This is a genomic window from Pseudomonas sp. RU47, from assembly GCF_004011755.1.
In the GTDB taxonomy this organism is placed as follows: domain Bacteria; phylum Pseudomonadota; class Gammaproteobacteria; order Pseudomonadales; family Pseudomonadaceae; genus Aquipseudomonas.
In genome coordinates this window covers 3,315,104-3,332,154 of record NZ_CP022411.1, presented here as the reverse complement: position 1 = coordinate 3,332,154, position 17,051 = coordinate 3,315,104, and the positions used below count along the sequence as shown (strand labels likewise).

Here is a 17,051-nt window from a genome sequence, read left to right as displayed (position 1 = left end):
TCCGAACCTTTGAACTCAAGAAGGGCATCCCGACGTGTGCCCTTCTTCCAGCAAGGCGGTTCATCATTCTGTTCAGTGGTCTATCGACTATTTGGCCCCGGGACCAATCAGCGAGCTTTCAATCTGCACGCCGGGCATCATTTGCTGCAAACCTGCGATCAGCTTGTCCCCTGCTTCAGTCAAGGCTTCAAGCGGCATCGCTGGCAAACTCTCGAGAATGAACCACATGTTCTGCGCATCGGCCCCAAGGCGGGTTCTGACACCTTGCCGCCAATTCCAGCGGCGGCAGGTCACGCCTTTGTCATCGCGCCAGACCACTTCGCCGGCATCTGGATACTCGACAGCGGGAACGCCCTCTTTCATCGTGTCAAAGGGCTCGCTGCCATTGGCGACGACAAGATGCGGAGCGCCTGCATAAGCCTCTATATTTTCCCCGCCTACCGGAATGGCGTACTCGATGCTGATGGCGTTGTAGAGATCGACGATGGGATCGAGGCTCGGCAAGGTCCCGTCACGTAAAACCCTTTTACGCAACGCTTCGGCTGAACAAGGCGTGCGCTGTGGCTTGGCCCCGAACTTTCTGAAGGCGTCGGCCCAGGCGGCAAGGTGAGCGTCTCCCCAGCTTGGACCACCCGCCTGCACAGCCTTGCAAGCGTGATCCAGGGCGGCCCGGGCAACTTCAGGACGGGTGAGTGGTGCAGCTTCCACCACAATGCTCAGGGCCCGGAACCCCGGAGCCAGTTCTGCAACGGCTGGATCGATCAACGGCAGTACGGACAGCATCAAAAACCTCCAGGATTCAAATGGTGTTTCATGCTATCTATCGACGACCGATTTAGTCAATATAATGACCATCATGTTCCGCTTCAGTGGGTGAGTCGATTGACGCCACGATCGTTAAGGGCCGAAAATTCCAGCACTTTTTTTCATGAACCTGATCAATGACCATGAATACCAGCTTGTCGACTACCCCAGGTGCTGATGCTCAAGCCGTCAGCCTGGCCGTCGCACGCACACTCAAACAAGCCCGCAAGGCACAGAAAATCACGCTGGACGAGCTTTCTCGGCGCTCAGGCGTGAGCAAAGGAATGGTCGTCGAAATAGAAAAATGCACCGCGAATCCCAGTATCGGCATTCTTTGCAAAATCGCCGCCGCGCTGGGCCTGTCGGTTGCCGACATCGTCAATGTGACCGAGGCCCCCTCTGCCCATATCATCGAAAGCCAGGATATCCCCACGCTCTGGACCGGTGACCTTGGAGGCACTGCGCGACTTCTTGCAGGAACGTCCGGCCCGAACATGATCGAGTTATGGCGCTGGGAAATGCATCCTGGTGAATCGTTCGCTTCACCGGGGCACCCTCAAGGCACGCTTGAACTGTTCCATGTAGAGAAAGGCACGTTGAAATGCATGATCGGGGAAACAGAGCTGATCATTCCTGCCGGGAGTTCGGCAGTGGCGAAAACTGATGTGCCTCACTCCTATTCCAACGCGGGCAGATCCAGGTTGGTGTTCACCATGTCCGTGACCGAGATACATCAGTAGATACCCGACATTCGGGCACAGGCTTCATGACATAACTGTCAGTAGTTGAAGTCGTGCCCCAGCTCATTCTGCATCCACTCCAGAAATCGCCTGACCCGCGGAAAACCGGCGTGCGCTCTCGGGAACACCAGGTGGTGTGCGGTGATCGGGGCACTCAGCCCCGGCGCTACCTCGACTAAAGCACCACGCGCCAGATAATCCTGCGCGAGCAGCGTGCTTTCCAACGCAAACCCAAGACCGTGGCTGGCTGCCTCCAATGTCATGTAGGAGCGGTCAAAGCTGAGTGAATAGGGTTTTTCAGGGCGCGACAGGCCATGTTGAGCAAACAGCTGCGGCCACTTGATCAGCGTCGCTTCCGACAGGATCAGATTGCAGTCGAGCAGATCCGCGACTGTGCGGATCGGGCGCTGCTGCAGCAGTTTCGGTGACGCCAGAACCGCGATCTTTTCATTGCGCACCGTACGGACTTCGAAACTTGGCCAATTGGGCATGCCGTGACGGATGTCGACATCGATCTTGTCGCGACTGAAATGCAGTGATTCGTAAGAACACGACAGATTGAGCTGGATGTCGGGATGACTCTGGCGGAACTGTTCCAGCCGCGGCATCAGCCACAGCAGCCCGAAGCTGGGCGACGAGTGCAACCGCAGGCAATCGAGGCTGACATCGCTGGCGGCACGCTCTGTCGCCACCGCCAGGCTGTGCAGGATGCCGGACACTTCAGTCAGGTATTGCTCGCCCACTGGAGTCAGTGTCACGCCTCTGGCTGTTCTGAGAAATAGCTGACGCCCGATCATCGCCTCCAGCTTGGCCAACTGGTGACTGACCGCTGACGGGGTCAAGTCCAGCAATTCGGCGGCGCGGGAAACGTTGCCGAAGCGCGCCGTTTGCTCAAAGGCCTGAATGGCTTTCAGGGGTGGCAGGGTCGCAGGTGCATCGCCAGATGAACTCATGATGATTGTTTTTCCGCTGCAAGTGGCTTGGGCCGGGCTTATGGCTATTCAAGCATTGGCAGACAGCGCTGGCGAGTGCTGAATTTTTTTCAGCACCCAGTGAAGTTTGCGTTATTGCTCAGGGCCGGTCTGGAGGACAAGCTGAGTCATCGGTTCTTTGCGGACCGAACCCATAAAAACAATTAGAGGAACACCTCCATGCTTCTCCAAGGCAAAGTCGCAATCATCACCGGTGCCGCATCTGCCCGTGGCATCGGCCGCGCTACAGCAACGACGTTCGCACAACAAGGCGCTCGTGTCGTGATCCTTGATCTGGATGCATCCGCCGCGCGCGACGCTGCTGCGTCGCTGGGCGAAGGTCACCTGGGACTGGCGGCTAACGTCGCGGACGAGGCGCAGGTTCAGCAAGCCGTCGCCACCATCATCGAGCACTTCGGGCGCATTGATATCCTCGTCAACAACGCCGGCATTACCCAGCCACTCAAGACCCTCGACATTCGTCCCTCGGACTACGACAAGGTGCTGGACGTCAGCCTGCGTGGCACCCTGCTCATGTCCCAAGCGGTGATTCCGCTTATGCGTCAGCAGGCCAGCGGCAGCATCGTCTGCATGTCGTCGGTGTCTGCGCAACGCGGTGGCGGCATTTTCGGAGGCCCGCATTACAGCGCGGCCAAGGCCGGTGTGCTGGGTCTGGGCAAAGCCATGGCACGGGAGCTGGGCCCCGACAACATTCGCGTCAACTCCATCGCGCCGGGCCTGATCCACACCGACATCACCGGCGGCCTGATGCAGGACGAGCGCCGTCACGCAATCATCGACGGCATTCCGCTGGGTCGCTTGGGTGAAGCACAGGACGTCGCCAACGCTGCGCTGTTTCTGGCCAGCGACTTATCCTCTTATCTGACTGGCATCACTTTGGATGTGAACGGCGGCATGCTGATTCACTGAGTATTTCTGGGCGGGCCTGTGCGGCCCGTGCGGTTCTGGATCGATGATGCAGCCGGGCCTGATGGCCTGGCGGTCAATAAAAACAAGAGATCAGACCATCATGACTACCCTGTCGCTCGAAGCGGTTTCGACCGTGCGCTCCTCTGCCTATCGCAAAACGGCCTGGCGCCTGATGCCTTTCCTGATGCTGTGCTATTTGTGCGCCTATCTGGATCGGGTCAACGTCGGCTTCGCCAAGCTGCAAATGATGAACGATCTGGCCCTCAGCGAAACGGTCTACGGACTGGGCGCCGGCGTGTTCTTCATCGGCTATTTCCTCTGCGAAGTGCCCAGCAACATCATTCTGCACAAGGTCGGTGCGCGCGTGTGGATCGCGCGGATCATGATCACCTGGGGCATCGTTTCGGCGCTGTTCGCCTTCGTCGAAACCGCGTGGCAATTCTATGCGTTGCGCTTTCTGCTGGGGATTGCCGAAGCCGGTCTGGCGCCGGGCCTGTTGCTCTACCTCACCTACTGGTTTCCGTCCTACCGTCGGGCACGCATGACGGTGCTGTGGTTCATCGCCATTCCGCTGTCAGGCATGGTCGGTGGTCCGCTTTCCGGCTGGATCATGAACCACTTCGCCGGCGTGCACGGTTGGGCCGGCTGGCAGTGGATGTTCGTTCTGGAGGCGGTACCGACCGTCATCGTCGGGCTGCTGGTGCTGAGCTATCTGAAAGACGGCGTGCATCAAGCCACTTGGCTCAATGACGAAGAAAAAGCCCTGATCACTCGCGAACTGGCCGAAGACGATCAGCAAAAAGTCACCCACGCCTCGGTTGGCGAATTCATTCGCGATCGCCGGTTATGGCTGCTGGCAGCCATCTACTTCTGCGTGGTGATGGGCCAGTACGCAATCACCTTCTGGCTGCCCACACTGGTGCGCAATGCGGGGGTTTCCGACCCGCTGCACATCGGTTTTATGACCAGCCTGCCCTACCTGTGCGCCATCGTCGCGATGTTGTTGGTGGGCCGCAGTGGTGACAAACATCGCGAGCGCCGCTGGCACCTCATCGTGCCGATGATTGCCGGGGCGATCGGCTTGAGCCTGGCGGCGATGATGGGCGGCAACTCAACGCTGTCGATCCTCAGTCTGTGCCTGGCCGCTTCCGGCATTTTGTCCGCAACGTCGCTGTTCTGGATGCTGCCCACCACGCTGCTCGGCGGGGTGTCTGCCGCCGCTGGCATCGCCGCGGTCAACAGCTTCGCCAATCTCGCCGGGTTCTGCTCGCCTTATCTGATCGGCTGGATCACCACCCTGACCGGCTCCAGCGCCATCGGCATGTACCTGATTACGGGCGTGCTGTTCCTCGGCGCCAGTCTGGTCCTGCGCATTCCCGCCGCCCTGGTCAATCGTTGAGTTAACGGAGTTTCATCATGACGACTAATCTTTCACACGCTGCATCCCTGAGCCTGACGGAGCGCGCGCACAACATTCGCCGCCACGCGCTGCGCATGGGCCAGGTCCAGGGTCAGGGCTACGTCGGCCAGGCACTCGGCGCTGCCGATCTGCTGGCGGTCTCTTACTTTCATGCGATGAATCATCGCCCCACAGACCCTGAATGGGAGCAGCGCGATCGCTTCTACCTCTCCATCGGTCACTACGCCATTGCGCTGTACGCAGCGCTGATTGAAGCCGAGATCATCCCGCTCGAAGAGCTGGAAACCTACGGCTCGGACGACAGTCGCCTGCCGATGTCGGGCATGGCCGCCTACACCCCGGGCATGGAAATCACCGGCGGCTCGCTGGGCCAAGGCTTGGGCATCGCGGTCGGCGCCTGCCTGGGACTCAAGCGCAAAGATTCGCCCTCCTTCGTCTACAACCTGCTGTCCGATGGCGAGTTGAACGAAGGCTCGACGTGGGAAGCGGTCATGTCGGCTTCGCACTGGAAGCTCGACAACCTGATCGCCATCGTCGACGTCAACAACCAGCAAGCTGACGGTCACTCCAGTGAAATCCTTTCGTTCGAACCCATCGTCGATCGCTGGCAGGCGTTTGGCTGGTTCACCCAGCGCGTCGACGGCAATGATCTGGAGGCGCTGGTCAGCGCATTCGATGCCGCGCGCAATCATTCTGGCAGCCAACCAAGAGTGATCATCTGCGACACCAAAATGGGCAAAGGCGTGCCCTTCCTGGAAACCCGCGAGAAAACCCACTTCATCCGTGTGGAAGAGCACGAATGGGACCTGGCGCTGCGCAATCTTGAAGAAGGAAAAAACCAATGAACAACGCCGTCAAAACACCCATGCCGACTGCCGAACCGAGCAAGAAACGCCTGACCACGTCGGCGATGATCGCGTCCATCGCTTCGGAGGGCCAAGCCACAAAAGCCGCGCCTTTCGGTCATGCGCTGGCGGCGCTGGCTGATCAACGCCAGGACATCGTCGGCCTGTCGGCCGACCTGTCCAAATACACCGACCTGCACATCTTCGCCAAGGCCCACCCGGACCGGTTCTATCAAATGGGCATGGCCGAGCAACTGCTGATGAGTGCAGCCGCGGGCATGGCCCGTGAAGGCTTCGTCCCCTTTGCCACGACCTATGCGGTGTTTGCTTCGCGGCGTGCCTATGACTTCATCTGCATGGCCATCGCCGAGGAAAACCTCAACGTCAAAATCGTCTGCGGCCTGCCCGGTCTCACCACCGGATACGGCCCCAGCCACCAGGCCACCGATGACCTGGCCATCTTCCGTGCCATGCCCAACCTGATGATTGTCGACCCCTGCGATGCCCTGGAAATCGAACAGGCCGTACCCGCGATCGCCGCGCATCAGGGGCCTGTGTACATGCGTTTGCTGCGCGGCAACGTACCGCTGGTGCTCGACGAGTACGGCTATCAGTTCGAGATCGGCAAAGCCAAAACCCTGCGCACCGGTAACGATGTGCTGATCATCTCCACCGGCCTGATGACCATGCGTGCACTGGAAGCCGCCAAGAAACTGCAAGCCGATGGCGTCGATGTCGCCGTGTTGCACGTACCGACGATAAAGCCGCTGGATGAACAAACCATTCTTGCCGAGGCACGCAAATCCGGTCGTCTGGTGGTTACCGCAGAAAACAGCTCGATTATTGGCGGACTCGGCGAGGCCGTCGCTGGTGTGCTGCTGCGTAACGGTGTCACGCCAGCGTTCAGGCAGATCGCCTTGCCGGACGCGTTTCTGGACGCGGGTGCTTTGCCGACACTGCATGATCGTTACGGCATTTCTACCCAGGCCGTCTGCGCGCAGATCAAGCTCTGGCTGGACCGCTGACCGATCAGGGCGCTTATGGACAAGCGCCCTACAACTCGCGGACAACGAACAACTTGTACGATGTCCTATCACAAGGTATTACTACGTCTCCCCGAAAAAAAATAAAACCACGGAGATCGCTACATGGACTCATGCCTGTCCGCCAAACCTGAAAGCCTCAACCGAGCGCAAGGCAACAGCCGCCGCAGCTTCCTGAAAAAATCCTTGGCTGTTTCCGCTACGCTCGCCACCGTCGGCAGTGCCGCACTGCCCCGACTCGCCGAGGCCGCCGAACCCTTGAGTCAGCGGTATCCAGATCCGCTGATTCATATCCTCGACGACAGCTTCCTCGAACTACGTGTTTTCAACGCCAGTGTTGAAAAACTTGCCACCGGCATGCGCTGGGCCGAAGGACCGGTCTGGGTCGGTGATGGCCGCTATTTGTTGGTCAGCGACATCCCCAACAATCGCATCATGCGCTGGGACGAGATCACCGACACCTTCAGCGTGTACCGCGAACATTCGAACTTTTCCAACGGCATGTGCCGGGATCGCCAAGGGCGTCTGATCGTCTGCGAAGGCTCCACCACCACCAGTGAAGGCCGGCGCATCACGCGCACCGAAGCCAATGGCACGATCACCGTGCTGGCCGACAGCTTCGACGGCAAGCCCTTCAACTCGCCCAACGACATCGTCTGCAAAAGTGACGGATCAATCTGGTTCACCGACCCGCCCTTCCAGACCAGCAACAACTACGAAGGCCACAAAATCACCCCGAGCCAACCCCACGCCGTGTACCGCATCGACGGCGAGAGCAAAAAAGTCACGCGGGTCATCGACGACCTCAACGGCCCCAACGGCCTGTGCTTTTCGCCTGATGAAAAAACCCTGTACGTCGTCGAAGGTCGCGCCAAGCCCAATCGCCTGATCTGGGCAATCGCCGTGAAGGACGACGGCACACTCGGCGAGCGCCGCAAGCACATCGAAGGGCTGGACTATGCCGCCATCGACGGCATCAAATGCGACGAAGCCGGCAACCTGTGGTGCGGCTGGGGCGGCAATGGTGATCCCAAGGCCGACCTGGAAAAACTCGACGGCGTGCGCGTTTTCAATCCGCAGGGCAAGGCCATCGGGCACATATCGCTGCCAGAGCGTTGCCCGAATTTGTGCTTTGGCGGGCGCGAAGGGAATCGGCTGTTCATGGCCAGCAGTCACTCGATCTATTCGCTGTTCGTGAATACTCGTGGGACTACGTTTGCGTTGTAAAAGCGCGGTTCGTCTCGCGACAGTTTCGTGAGTATCGAAACGATAGTCTGCCGCGCATCCAAGGGTGCGCGGCATTCAAGCCCGGTTACTATCCCGCCTCGCCGGCCCCTGTGAAACGCCCTAGCGTCAGGCACCCCAAGATTGTGTTCGAAATTGATAAAAGTCTTTCCCAGATTCACGCCTGTTTGCGCAACACCCTCAAGCCTAAAGTTCGTCCTGCCAGCAACATCACACTTACTTTAGGAAATCTCATCATGAAAACGGCAATGATCATCGTCGCACTCTTGGGCTTCAGCTCTGTGGTAGCAGCGCAGGACGGTCCTGCAACGACTAAACAGGTCGAGCAATATCGCTACGGTACCCACCTGGATGTCGCCAAGGTCATCTCTGAAGAACCGGTGCCGGATGTTTGCGCAGTGGTACCGACGCACATGACTTACCAGGACTCGCAAGGCAAACGCCATGTACTGGCCTATAACGTCATGGGCCGTTGCAGCCAGGGCTAAGTCAGCTGTTTACCCATCATTGCGCCTCGGAGAGTGGTCTCATCGAGGCGCAAATACCTTTTTGCTCCGCAGTATTTCAATCGATCAGTTCTTTGGCCGTGGCTGCCAGCTGACTGCCAACCCGATCTTTCAGCGTTTCAATAAACCGGGTGATTTTTGCATCGACAAACTGCCGAGAGGTATAGACGGCGTACACGTTACGCTCATAGGTATGGTAGTCAGGCAAAACCCGCACGAGCTTGCCGGAACGCAAATCATCGATGGCCGTAAATCCGGCCAGCAAGCCAATCCCCGCGCCCTCTCGAATGGCCAGCGCCATCGCATCCATATCGTTGACGCTGAAACTTGGCCCTGTCGGGACAAACGTCGCGTCCCCGGCCTTGCTCTTGAGTTGCCACTCATCCCGCACATAGTCGACGGTGCCCAACAGCAGACACTGGTGATCACGCAGGTCTTCTGGCGTCTCGGGAGCCGCATGCCGGGCCAAGTAGTCTGGCGACGCCACCAACACACAATGGCTGACACCGATCTTCTGGCTGACATACGCCGAATCGGGGAGCGCGCGGGCGATCAGGATCGAGACATCCAGTTGGTCTTCCAACAGGTTAGGCATGCGTTGCGAGAGCAATAAATCCACCGTCACCTCCGGGAATTGCTGGCGGTACTCCAGCACGGCCCCGGTGACCAGATGCCGGGCCAGCCCAGGAACGCAATGCACCCGCAGTGTTCCCCGAGGCTCCAGCGCGGCATTGCTGGCTTCGGCTTCGGCACTCTCCAGATCAGCGAGAATTTTCGTGCAGCGCTCATAGAACCGTCGCCCGGCATCGGTGACCGACAGGCGTCGGGTCGAGCGTTGCAACAGACGTGCGTCGAGCACGTTTTCCAGCGCCGATACAGCACGCGATACGTTACCGACGGTGGAATCCAGATGATTGGCCACGGCCGTGAAACTGCCCATCTCGACAACCTTTATGTACACCGACATGTTCGAAAGTTTATCCATCGCGACCTTCCTGTAGATCTGACGCTCACCCGTGATAGCGCGCACTTTTTCCGGATGCTACACGTTCGGCCCGCGGCTCGATATTACCTCTGGCGACAACAATGATTCCCTCTGGCCCGTCTAAATCAATGGCCCCTCCTTCCATAGACTTGGTTGCACAGGCTGCCTGAACCGGCGCCGGGTTTCTTACGAATCTCTGACAACCAACTGAAGGGCGCATCATGAAGACTTCCTACGACCCGCTTTATCTTTTCATCGGTGGTGAATGGATCAGTGCCGAAGGGCGCGATACCGCTGCTGTCGTCAACCCGGCGACCGGCCGGGAAATCGGCCGCGTCCCGCTCGCCACCGCAGGCGATCTTGATCACGCCTTGGAAGTGACTCGCCTGAGCTTCGAGCAATGGCGCCAGACCGTGCCTGACAAACGCGCAAAAATCCTCAAGCGTGCCGCCGACCTGATCCTCGAGCGTGCACCGCAGATCGCCGCGCAGATGACCCTGGAGGAAGGCAAGCCGCTGAATGAAAGCCTCGATGAAGTGACCCGTGCGGCGGAGTATTTCGAATGGTTCGCCGAAAGCGCCCGGCGTATCGATGGCCGTGTGGTCCCGGCTAACCGACCAGGCGTGTTGCAACTGGTCAAACGCCAGGCCATCGGCCCGGTGGCCGCATTTACACCGTGGAATTTCCCGGCCATCACCCCGGCACGCAAGCTCTCGGCAGCACTGGCCGCCGGTTGCAGCGTCATCCTCAAACCGGGTGAGGAAAGCCCCTCCACAGCACTGGCCCTGGCGCGTGCACTCGACGATGCAGGATTGCCCAAGGGTGTGCTGCAAGTGGTGTTTGGCGTACCGGATCAAGTGTCCAGCCATCTGATCGCCTCGCTGATCATTCGCAAGGTGACCTTCACCGGCTCGGTGCCCATCGGTCGTCTGCTGTCTGCACGCGCTGCCGAAGGCGTCAAGCCCATCACCCTTGAACTGGGCGGGCACGGACCGGTGCTGGTGTTCGAAGATGCCGACATTGAAAAAGCCGCCGTTGAGGGCGTCGCCAACCGCTTTCGCGGCACCGGGCAGGTGTGCATTTCATCCACTCGGTTTCTGATCCAGCGTGGCGCCTATCAAGCCTTTGTCGATCACTTTGTCGCGGCGACCCAAGCCCTGAGAATCGGTGACGGCCTGCATCCGGACACTCAGGTCGGACCGTTAGCCAACCCAAGGCAATTGGCAAAAATGGAAGAACTGGTCGCCGATGCCGTCGAAAAAGGTGCACGGGTATTGGTCGGTGGCGAAGCCTTGTCAGGCGAGGGCTACTTCTTCCAGCCCACCGTTCTGGCAGATGTGCCGATGAACGCCCGCGTCATGCACGAAGAACCCTTCGGCCCCATCGCCGTGCTGATGCGGTTCGATGAGCTGGCCGATGGACTGCAAGAAGCCAACCGCCTGCCCTACGGACTCTCGGCCTACGCGTTCACCTCCAGCGCGCGCACGGCCATTGACGTCGCCGACGGATTAGAGGCCGGGATGATCGGCATCAACCAATACCGCATCGTCGCGACCGAGCTCCCGTTCGGCGGCATGAAAGAAAGCGGTCACGGCTCCGAAGGCGGCATTGAAGGCATCGAGCACTATCTGACCCACAAATTCATCAGCCAGGTTTAAGGAACTCGCCCATGTCCAAGCTCAATTTCAGCAGTCCTCGCGAAGCCGCGCGCGCGTTCACGCCAAAGCTGTCGCAATTCGTCGACTCGACGCTTTATCCGCAAATCTGGAGTGACCCGGCGCTGTCCCCGCGCGACCGTAGCCTGATCACCGTGGCGGCATTGATAGCCGCTGGTCACTCGGAAGAGTTGCCTGCCCACTTACGCCGCGCGGCTGGCAACGGTGTAACCCAAGACGAACTGGCGGCAGCGATCACGCACCTGGCTTTCTATGTGGGCTTCCCTGGCGCCATCACTGCGTCTGCTATCGCCAACGCCACGTTCAGCGAAACGGAGAACAACTGAATGAAAGCCATCAACATCATAGAATTCGGTGCGCCAGACGTCCTCGAACTCGTCGAGGTCGCCAATCCTGAAGTCCGTCCCGACGACCTGCTGGTGCGTGTCTATGCCGCCGGGGTGAACCGTGCGGATCTGACTCACCGGACCGGTGGGTACGGCCATCCGAATTTCGGTGACTCGCTGATCATCGGCCTGGAAATCGCTGGCGAAGTGATCGGCAAAGGTAAAGCGGTGACGGGGTTCGAGGTCGGAGATCGCGTCATGGGTGTGGTCGGCGGCGGCGCCTACGCCGAGCAGGCACGCATCGATTACCGCATGGCCATGCACATCCCTGCGCAGGTTGACTATGTACATGCGGCGGCCATTCCCGAGGTCTTCGTCACGGCCCATGAAGCGATGATGCACCTGGCTCGGCTCAAGGCTGGCGATTCGGTGCTGATACACGCGGCCGCTGGCGGCGTCGGGTCTGCTGCGGTGCAGTTGGCTTACGCCACCGGCGCCACGGTGTATGCGACCACCGAAGGCAGCAAGCTGGCGCGTGTCGAGCATTTGGGCGCAGACGTGGCGATCGATTACAAGACGCAGGACTTCGCTCAAGTGATCGCCGACAAAACCCATGGGCGTGGCGTCGATGTGATCATCGACTTTATCGGTGAGCCCTACTTCGCCCGCAACATCGCGTCCCTTGCCAAGGGCGGTCGCCTGATTCAGGTCGGCATCCTTGGCGGTGGCGGCAACGTCACGGTGGCGCTGGAGGACATTCTTTACCGCCACTTGCAAATCATCGGCACGGTGATGAAGTCACGCACGCAACCGGAGAAGCACGCCATGATCAAGCGATTCCGCGATCACTGGCTTGATCGCTTCGAGGGTGCCGGAAGCCTTGAGCCGGTCGTCGATAGCACGTTTGCTCTAGCGCGGGCTGCCGATGCGCATCGCCGGATGGAGTCTTCCGGGAACGTCGGGAAAATCATTTTGACGATGCAGCCAGAAGACTTGATTTAAAACGGGTCGAATGGTCGATTAACAACGGTGCCCTTGATGGGCACCGTTTTCTGCTTATGCATTGACATGCATAAGTGTTCGGGCTTAGTCGACCTGTTCCGTATGTCGACAACCCGCTTCTCATGCCTTTCTTTGAAAGTTCGACGTGGGGCTGGCCATGCCTTTCGACATTGCGATGATTGTGGCTGAGGTGAAGAAGCTGTTGGCCTCCTCATAGATACTCAACGACAAAGGCAATTTCGGCATTGGCATTGCCCGCTCGCATTTGCGCATTGGAAGGCTCGATGCGCACGAAGCGCGCTTGCAAGTCTACAGATGCATTCCCGCCTTCCGATGTAGGCGCTTTTGTTATGTAGTTCTGATTCAGCTTGAGTGGCTTCCCGTCTCTGAAGCGCATCTGCAATGCCAAACCTTTGGCAGTGGAGCTACTGTTCAGATTTACCATGCCAGTATTAGCGTCCCACGCAGGGCTGCCCGCAGTGGGCGAAAAGGAGTAGCGGAAGTTGTTTATTCCGGCAGGACAGTTTTTCATACTGAGAAAAAAGTATTGCTCCTTGGCATAGGCACCGTTCTTCGGGAAATCGCTCAAGTTATAGCTACCCATATCAACTTTTACATCGGGTGTTTCGCAAGACTGTGAGACCACCCGCGTGCCACTTGTATTCAATGCAAGAGGCTCGATTTCAGCAGCGACAAATTTCCCTAATTGGCCTGAGGGTATCGTCGCACTCCCGGAAATCTCCCCCGTCTTTACAAGCCGCAAGATGTGCTCAGTGCCATTCCACCCCCAACCGCCAGCGACGTCGGAGTCACCCGGAAAGCCTTTCCATACTTTGCCCGATGGCGGTCGAACCCATTGCCAGCCGATGCCGGTATTTCCAATGGGAAAAGTCTGCGCGCCCGCCTGGGTGGTGCCCACAGAATTTCGCACCCCTTCATTGTGTACCGCAGAGCACCTGAACGAACTGGGAATGGCTCCCAGCGTCACGATTGGGCTTTCATAGATAACCGTGCCGTTCGGCGTGTCCCGCGGCACCGAGATCGTGGCCGGAAGGACAACTCGGAGGTTGCCCATGGAATTGTCGGGATAGAATTCGCATACCGCCGCCGTTGCGTTTGACGACAGCATGTACAAGAGCCCGACAATTGATATATGGCATAACTTCATAACACTCCCCCTGACTCTGCATTGCATGCAAACAACTGAATAATTGACGATGGTGCGAATATTTAACCGGCAGCAAAATCACCATAAGCGGAGCGAAAAGATAATGAATAAATAACACTTGAGCAAAAGGTTTATTTATTCAACAACCAGACAATGCTCATGGACTTATAGCCAGCTAGCTAAATTCGGATTATCTATAAAAGGCCAAGTTGAACACCTTCCTTTGCCAGCGCAAATAACCAACAACCAATTTAAGACTCGTCTTAAAGGCACAACGAAACTCTGGCATTACACTGACTTCTCTTGATAGGAGAAACGATTCCGTGAGAGCCCTCGATACCCTCAATAGCGCAAAACCCCAGAGCAACGCCGCCATCTACTGCCTGACGATTCTGGCACTGGCGCTGATCGCCATGACCGTGGTCGCCGGTTACCAGCTCAATGAACTGTTTCCACTGAAGGATGTGGTGCAACAACAGGAGGTCCAACTCACCCACCGCGCCGATGCTATCCAGTCAATGAGCGCAGAACTCAAGCGTCTGGCAGAACAAAAGCAGGCCCTGGAAACCGACCTTGTGACTGCGAAGGAACAAGCGAAGGCCGCCGAGGCGGCAAAGACCGAGCTGGAAAACACTCAACGCGCGACGCAAACCAGCACCGCGCTAGAGGATGAAGACTCTCTGTGCGCGATCATCGAGCAAAATATCCGCCTCGTAGCGGATCAGCTCAGTCGCGACGACTTCTTTCGCTTGCGTGATGAGCGCGAAGCTGAAGCCGAAGCAGTGCTTGAAAGCTATGAAAAACAACTCGCCACCTGCATTGAACAACTGACGGCACAAACCGCATCGCCAGCTCAGAATTCTGCACCCGATGTGCAAGACTTCACTTCACCGATCAAGCACTGATAAACAAAGCCCTGGCAACCAGGGCTTTACGCTCACAGTCAGAGCTTGAATTCCTTGGTCAATTTGTTCAGCGACGCCGCTAACTGCGAGAGCTCCGCCGATGCAACCGCCGTCTGTTTCGATCCTTCTGCGGTTTCACAGGACAAGTCGCGAATGCTGATCAGGCTGCGATCCACTTCACGCGCAACCTGAGCCTGCTCTTCGGCAGCGGTCGCCATCAGCAGATTTCGTTCATTGATGAGATTCAGTGAGCCAGTAATGTCGGTCAGCACTTCGCCGGCGATATTGGCCATCTCGAGCGTTCTTTCGGCCTGAGAGCGGGTGTGGCTCATGGAAGAAACCGCCCGACTGGTGCCCGACTGAATGGAGCTGACCATGGATTCAATGTCCTCGGTCGATTTCTGCGTACGTTGCGCCAGCCCTCTCACCTCATCTGCAACCACGGCAAAGCCACGGCCCGCCTCCCCCGCCCGTGCCGCTTCGATGGCCGCGTTCAAAGCGAGCAGATTGGTTTGTTCGGCGACTTCTCGGATCACGTCCAGCACGCTGCTGATATCGCTCGCCATCGTAGAAAGCGCCTGCACTTCAGCCGAGGTGCTATGCACGCTGGAAACCATCAGATTGATTGCCGCGACCGTTTCGCTGACCTGGGCTTTACCGGCAACAGCTGCTGCGCTTGATTCCGACGTCAGTTGCGAGGTCGATGCGGCGTTGTCCGCGACCTGCTCCACCGCCGCACTCATTTCAGTCACGGCGGTGGCGGCCATTTCGATTTCATGACTCTGACGCTGAGTGATACGCGAAATATCTTCGGTGACGCCGTGCATGACTTCCGAGGTTTCGGCCAACTGCGTGGACGAGTCACGGATCATGATCAGCGCATCACGCAAACTGGCCTGCATCGCGGCCAACGAAGACAGCATCTGCGCCGCCTCATCGGAACCATCCAGCGCGATGGTTTCGCTCAAATCGTTGGCGGCGATGCATTCCGCAACCCTTAGCGAGCCTGCAATCGGCACCGTCAGGCTGCGCGTGTACAACACCGCCAGGGCCAAGGAAGCACCGATGGCAATGACAATGAACACACTGACGATCAACAGCGTGTGTTCGTAGACATTGTCGGCCTGCTTGCCCGCTTCATATGCTTCGATCTCGTTGAGAGCAATCAGCTTTTTGAGCGCGACCTGCACGCCGTCCGAGGCGGCACGCATCTGATTCTTTGACAGCGCAATGGCCGCTTCAAGCTGCCCTTTCGCCACGGTTTCAAGGTATTGGTCCTGCGCCTGATCATTGACCGCTTGTGCTTTGGCGAACTCCTCGAACGCTTTACGCCCAGCGTCAGTAGTCAGCAGATCAATGAGCGCTCGTTGATGATTTTTGATGAGCTGACGCGATTGCTGAATGTCCATCAGGGCCTGAGCCTTGCGCTCAGGGGTTTCGATAGGGTTACGCAAACGGGCGTTATTGCCCTTGATTTCGATGAACTCGCGATCCAGTTGGCCGAGCAGCTTGATGCTTGGCACGATGGTCGTCTCGACATAGGTTTCTGCCTTGTTGAGCAAGTCGACTTGCTGCAAGGCGATCAATCCGATCGCGATAATCATGAGACAGAACAAGCCAAAACACAGCGCCGATCGCGGCGCGAGGTTGAGTTTACGAAGCAGCATGATGCCTTACCTTAGAGTGTATTCAGACAATGGGTCTTACGAGCTGGCAGGAAAGCTGGCGCAGACAATCAGCCGTCACCGCGCAAGGGTGCAGCTAGCGGTTTGCACACGAAGACAGCGTGGGATCAGTTGAGGCCGGCTCCGCACTTTCATTGAGCGCGGGATCAGCCAGCATCAGAAAATCCGCCAATCGCGGCAGATTGATTTTCGAGACCAGACGCATCCAGCGTTGCGGATGCGGGTTGAAGAAGGTCTTCGACCACTGATGATCATCACTGGGGTTGAAAATCAGCAGGTGACGAATCAGCGGGTTTTCCCCAAAAAAATCGAGCGGATCCATCGCCATCTCGTTGAGTAACTCAGCATTGACGACGACCAGGCTGAGCCGCTGGGGGCAGTAATACGTCAGTATTCTCAGGTCACGATAAGTGCATACGTTCACGACGCTGAGACAGCCCAGCTTGTTGAACTGCTGTTCAATCGACAGGCCTCTACGCACGTCGCTATCGGCGATCAGGATCCGCAAGGATCGACTTCGGTTATTTTCAAGAAACATCGGACACCTTTGGCAGCTCCATTCTTCCTTTCAAGAAAATAACCAAGGGCCAGCCCGTCCGATATGAGACTTGTCTCAAAATGACCGCGGGGGTCGCTGAACGAAAACCACACTTTGCTGACAAGCCCGCGCTAGCGGGGCCCGGCATGGTTCAAAGTCTTTGGAGGGAGGGATTTTGCAACAGTGGAGAGCGGCGCAATGCCAGAAGCGCGAGACGGTTGTGTACGAACCAGACAATTCTCATTATTAATGCCCCTTGTTG

Annotated in this window: 17 protein-coding genes; 11 read left to right on the top strand and 6 right to left on the bottom strand. The window is 57.9% G+C overall.

Annotated features, from left to right (window positions below; translation table 11 throughout):
* Positions 1–87: 87 nt before the first annotated feature.
* Positions 88–783, bottom strand: coding sequence for a B3/B4 domain-containing protein (locus CCX46_RS15040; RefSeq protein ID WP_016986055.1), 696 nt, complete (start codon positions 781–783; stop codon positions 88–90).
* Between the two features lie 158 nt (positions 784–941).
* Between CCX46_RS15040 and CCX46_RS15035 the strand changes: the two genes are divergently transcribed.
* Positions 942–1,544 carry a helix-turn-helix domain-containing protein gene (locus tag CCX46_RS15035; RefSeq protein WP_127927623.1) on the top strand — a complete coding sequence of 201 codons (603 nt, stop codon included), beginning with the start codon at positions 942–944 and terminating at the stop codon, positions 1,542–1,544.
* Positions 1,545–1,582: 38 nt separating this feature from the next.
* Here CCX46_RS15035 and CCX46_RS15030 read toward each other — a convergent pair whose 3' ends face one another.
* Positions 1,583–2,497 carry a LysR substrate-binding domain-containing protein gene (locus CCX46_RS15030; RefSeq protein ID WP_127927621.1) on the bottom strand — a complete coding sequence of 305 codons (915 nt, stop codon included), beginning with the start codon at positions 2,495–2,497 and terminating at the stop codon, positions 1,583–1,585.
* A gap of 198 nt (positions 2,498–2,695) precedes the next feature.
* Here CCX46_RS15030 and CCX46_RS15025 point away from each other — a divergent pair, with 198 nt between their 5' ends.
* From CCX46_RS15025 to CCX46_RS15000, 6 genes are all read left to right on the top strand, one after another.
* Positions 2,696–3,445 (top strand): SDR family NAD(P)-dependent oxidoreductase, encoded by a 750-nt coding sequence (locus tag CCX46_RS15025; RefSeq protein WP_122843954.1) that lies wholly within the window; start codon positions 2,696–2,698, stop codon positions 3,443–3,445.
* Positions 3,446–3,545: 100 nt separating this feature from the next.
* Complete coding sequence (locus tag CCX46_RS15020; RefSeq protein ID WP_016984522.1) at positions 3,546–4,844, top strand: MFS transporter; 1,299 nt, start codon at positions 3,546–3,548, stop codon at positions 4,842–4,844.
* A gap of 17 nt (positions 4,845–4,861) precedes the next feature.
* On the top strand, positions 4,862–5,710 hold the full coding sequence (locus CCX46_RS15015; protein ID WP_127927619.1) for a transketolase: 849 nt from the start codon (positions 4,862–4,864) through the stop codon (positions 5,708–5,710).
* Positions 5,707–6,735 carry a transketolase family protein gene (locus CCX46_RS15010; RefSeq protein ID WP_127927617.1) on the top strand — a complete coding sequence of 343 codons (1,029 nt, stop codon included), beginning with the start codon at positions 5,707–5,709 and terminating at the stop codon, positions 6,733–6,735. The genes CCX46_RS15015 and CCX46_RS15010 overlap by 4 nt, the downstream gene beginning before the upstream one ends.
* A 123-nt stretch (positions 6,736–6,858) precedes the next feature.
* The gene (locus CCX46_RS15005; protein ID WP_127927614.1) at positions 6,859–7,980 is read left to right on the top strand and encodes an SMP-30/gluconolactonase/LRE family protein; all 1,122 of its coding nucleotides are present in this window, start codon (positions 6,859–6,861) and stop codon (positions 7,978–7,980) included.
* A 254-nt stretch (positions 7,981–8,234) separates the two neighbouring features.
* A complete protein-coding gene (locus CCX46_RS15000; protein WP_016984519.1) occupies positions 8,235–8,486 on the top strand; it encodes a DUF2790 domain-containing protein in 252 nt (83 codons plus the stop codon).
* A gap of 76 nt (positions 8,487–8,562) precedes the next feature.
* Here CCX46_RS15000 and CCX46_RS14995 read toward each other — a convergent pair whose 3' ends face one another.
* Positions 8,563–9,489: a LysR family transcriptional regulator gene (locus CCX46_RS14995; protein ID WP_122661952.1), complete on the bottom strand. Its 927-nt coding sequence runs from the start codon at positions 9,487–9,489 to the stop codon at positions 8,563–8,565.
* 221 nt (positions 9,490–9,710) lie between these two features.
* Here CCX46_RS14995 and CCX46_RS14990 point away from each other — a divergent pair, with 221 nt between their 5' ends.
* Genes CCX46_RS14990 through CCX46_RS14980 form a run of 3 tightly spaced genes read left to right on the top strand, consistent with a single transcriptional unit; the run spans position 9,711 to position 12,493 of the window.
* Positions 9,711–11,147: an NAD-dependent succinate-semialdehyde dehydrogenase gene (locus CCX46_RS14990; protein WP_127927612.1), complete on the top strand. Its 1,437-nt coding sequence runs from the start codon at positions 9,711–9,713 to the stop codon at positions 11,145–11,147.
* Between the two features lie 11 nt (positions 11,148–11,158).
* A complete protein-coding gene (locus tag CCX46_RS14985) occupies positions 11,159–11,491 on the top strand; it encodes a carboxymuconolactone decarboxylase family protein (RefSeq protein ID WP_034154073.1) in 333 nt (110 codons plus the stop codon).
* Positions 11,492–12,493: an NAD(P)H-quinone oxidoreductase gene (locus CCX46_RS14980; protein ID WP_127927610.1), complete on the top strand. Its 1,002-nt coding sequence runs from the start codon at positions 11,492–11,494 to the stop codon at positions 12,491–12,493.
* Positions 12,494–12,704: 211 nt separating this feature from the next.
* Here CCX46_RS14980 and CCX46_RS14970 read toward each other — a convergent pair whose 3' ends face one another.
* A complete protein-coding gene (locus CCX46_RS14970; protein WP_446730739.1) occupies positions 12,705–13,568 on the bottom strand; it encodes a fimbrial protein in 864 nt (287 codons plus the stop codon).
* 506 nt (positions 13,569–14,074) lie between these two features.
* On the opposite strand from CCX46_RS14970, the gene CCX46_RS14965 reads away from it, so the two are divergent.
* Entirely contained in the window at positions 14,075–14,566 is a 492-nt protein-coding gene (locus CCX46_RS14965) for a hypothetical protein (protein ID WP_127927606.1), read from the top strand.
* Between the two features lie 38 nt (positions 14,567–14,604).
* Here CCX46_RS14965 and CCX46_RS14960 read toward each other — a convergent pair whose 3' ends face one another.
* Positions 14,605–16,233 (bottom strand): methyl-accepting chemotaxis protein, encoded by a 1,629-nt coding sequence (locus CCX46_RS14960; RefSeq protein ID WP_077572900.1) that lies wholly within the window; start codon positions 16,231–16,233, stop codon positions 14,605–14,607.
* Positions 16,234–16,327: 94 nt separating this feature from the next.
* Positions 16,328–16,789, bottom strand: coding sequence for a hypothetical protein (locus CCX46_RS14955; RefSeq protein ID WP_077572901.1), 462 nt, complete (start codon positions 16,787–16,789; stop codon positions 16,328–16,330).
* Between the last annotated feature and the right edge of the window lie 262 nt (positions 16,790–17,051).

Coding starts and splice junctions, on each gene's coding strand:
- CCX46_RS14970 (WP_446730739.1), bottom strand. CDS start 13,568: ATGGGCAACCTCCGAGTTGTCCTTCCGGCCACGATCTCGGTGCCGCGG.
- CCX46_RS15025 (WP_122843954.1), top strand. CDS start 2,696: ATGCTTCTCCAAGGCAAAGTCGCAATCATCACCGGTGCCGCATCTGCC.
- CCX46_RS15035 (WP_127927623.1), top strand. CDS start 942: ATGACCATGAATACCAGCTTGTCGACTACCCCAGGTGCTGATGCTCAA.
- CCX46_RS14955 (WP_077572901.1), bottom strand. CDS start 16,789: ATGTTTCTTGAAAATAACCGAAGTCGATCCTTGCGGATCCTGATCGCC.
- CCX46_RS14960 (WP_077572900.1), bottom strand. CDS start 16,233: ATGCTGCTTCGTAAACTCAACCTCGCGCCGCGATCGGCGCTGTGTTTT.
- CCX46_RS14985 (WP_034154073.1), top strand. CDS start 11,159: ATGTCCAAGCTCAATTTCAGCAGTCCTCGCGAAGCCGCGCGCGCGTTC.
- CCX46_RS15000 (WP_016984519.1), top strand. CDS start 8,235: ATGAAAACGGCAATGATCATCGTCGCACTCTTGGGCTTCAGCTCTGTG.
- CCX46_RS15010 (WP_127927617.1), top strand. CDS start 5,707: ATGAACAACGCCGTCAAAACACCCATGCCGACTGCCGAACCGAGCAAG.
- CCX46_RS15005 (WP_127927614.1), top strand. CDS start 6,859: ATGGACTCATGCCTGTCCGCCAAACCTGAAAGCCTCAACCGAGCGCAA.
- CCX46_RS15030 (WP_127927621.1), bottom strand. CDS start 2,497: ATGAGTTCATCTGGCGATGCACCTGCGACCCTGCCACCCCTGAAAGCC.
- CCX46_RS14980 (WP_127927610.1), top strand. CDS start 11,492: ATGAAAGCCATCAACATCATAGAATTCGGTGCGCCAGACGTCCTCGAA.
- CCX46_RS15015 (WP_127927619.1), top strand. CDS start 4,862: ATGACGACTAATCTTTCACACGCTGCATCCCTGAGCCTGACGGAGCGC.
- CCX46_RS14995 (WP_122661952.1), bottom strand. CDS start 9,489: ATGGATAAACTTTCGAACATGTCGGTGTACATAAAGGTTGTCGAGATG.
- CCX46_RS14990 (WP_127927612.1), top strand. CDS start 9,711: ATGAAGACTTCCTACGACCCGCTTTATCTTTTCATCGGTGGTGAATGG.
- CCX46_RS14965 (WP_127927606.1), top strand. CDS start 14,075: ATGACCGTGGTCGCCGGTTACCAGCTCAATGAACTGTTTCCACTGAAG.
- CCX46_RS15020 (WP_016984522.1), top strand. CDS start 3,546: ATGACTACCCTGTCGCTCGAAGCGGTTTCGACCGTGCGCTCCTCTGCC.
- CCX46_RS15040 (WP_016986055.1), bottom strand. CDS start 783: ATGCTGTCCGTACTGCCGTTGATCGATCCAGCCGTTGCAGAACTGGCT.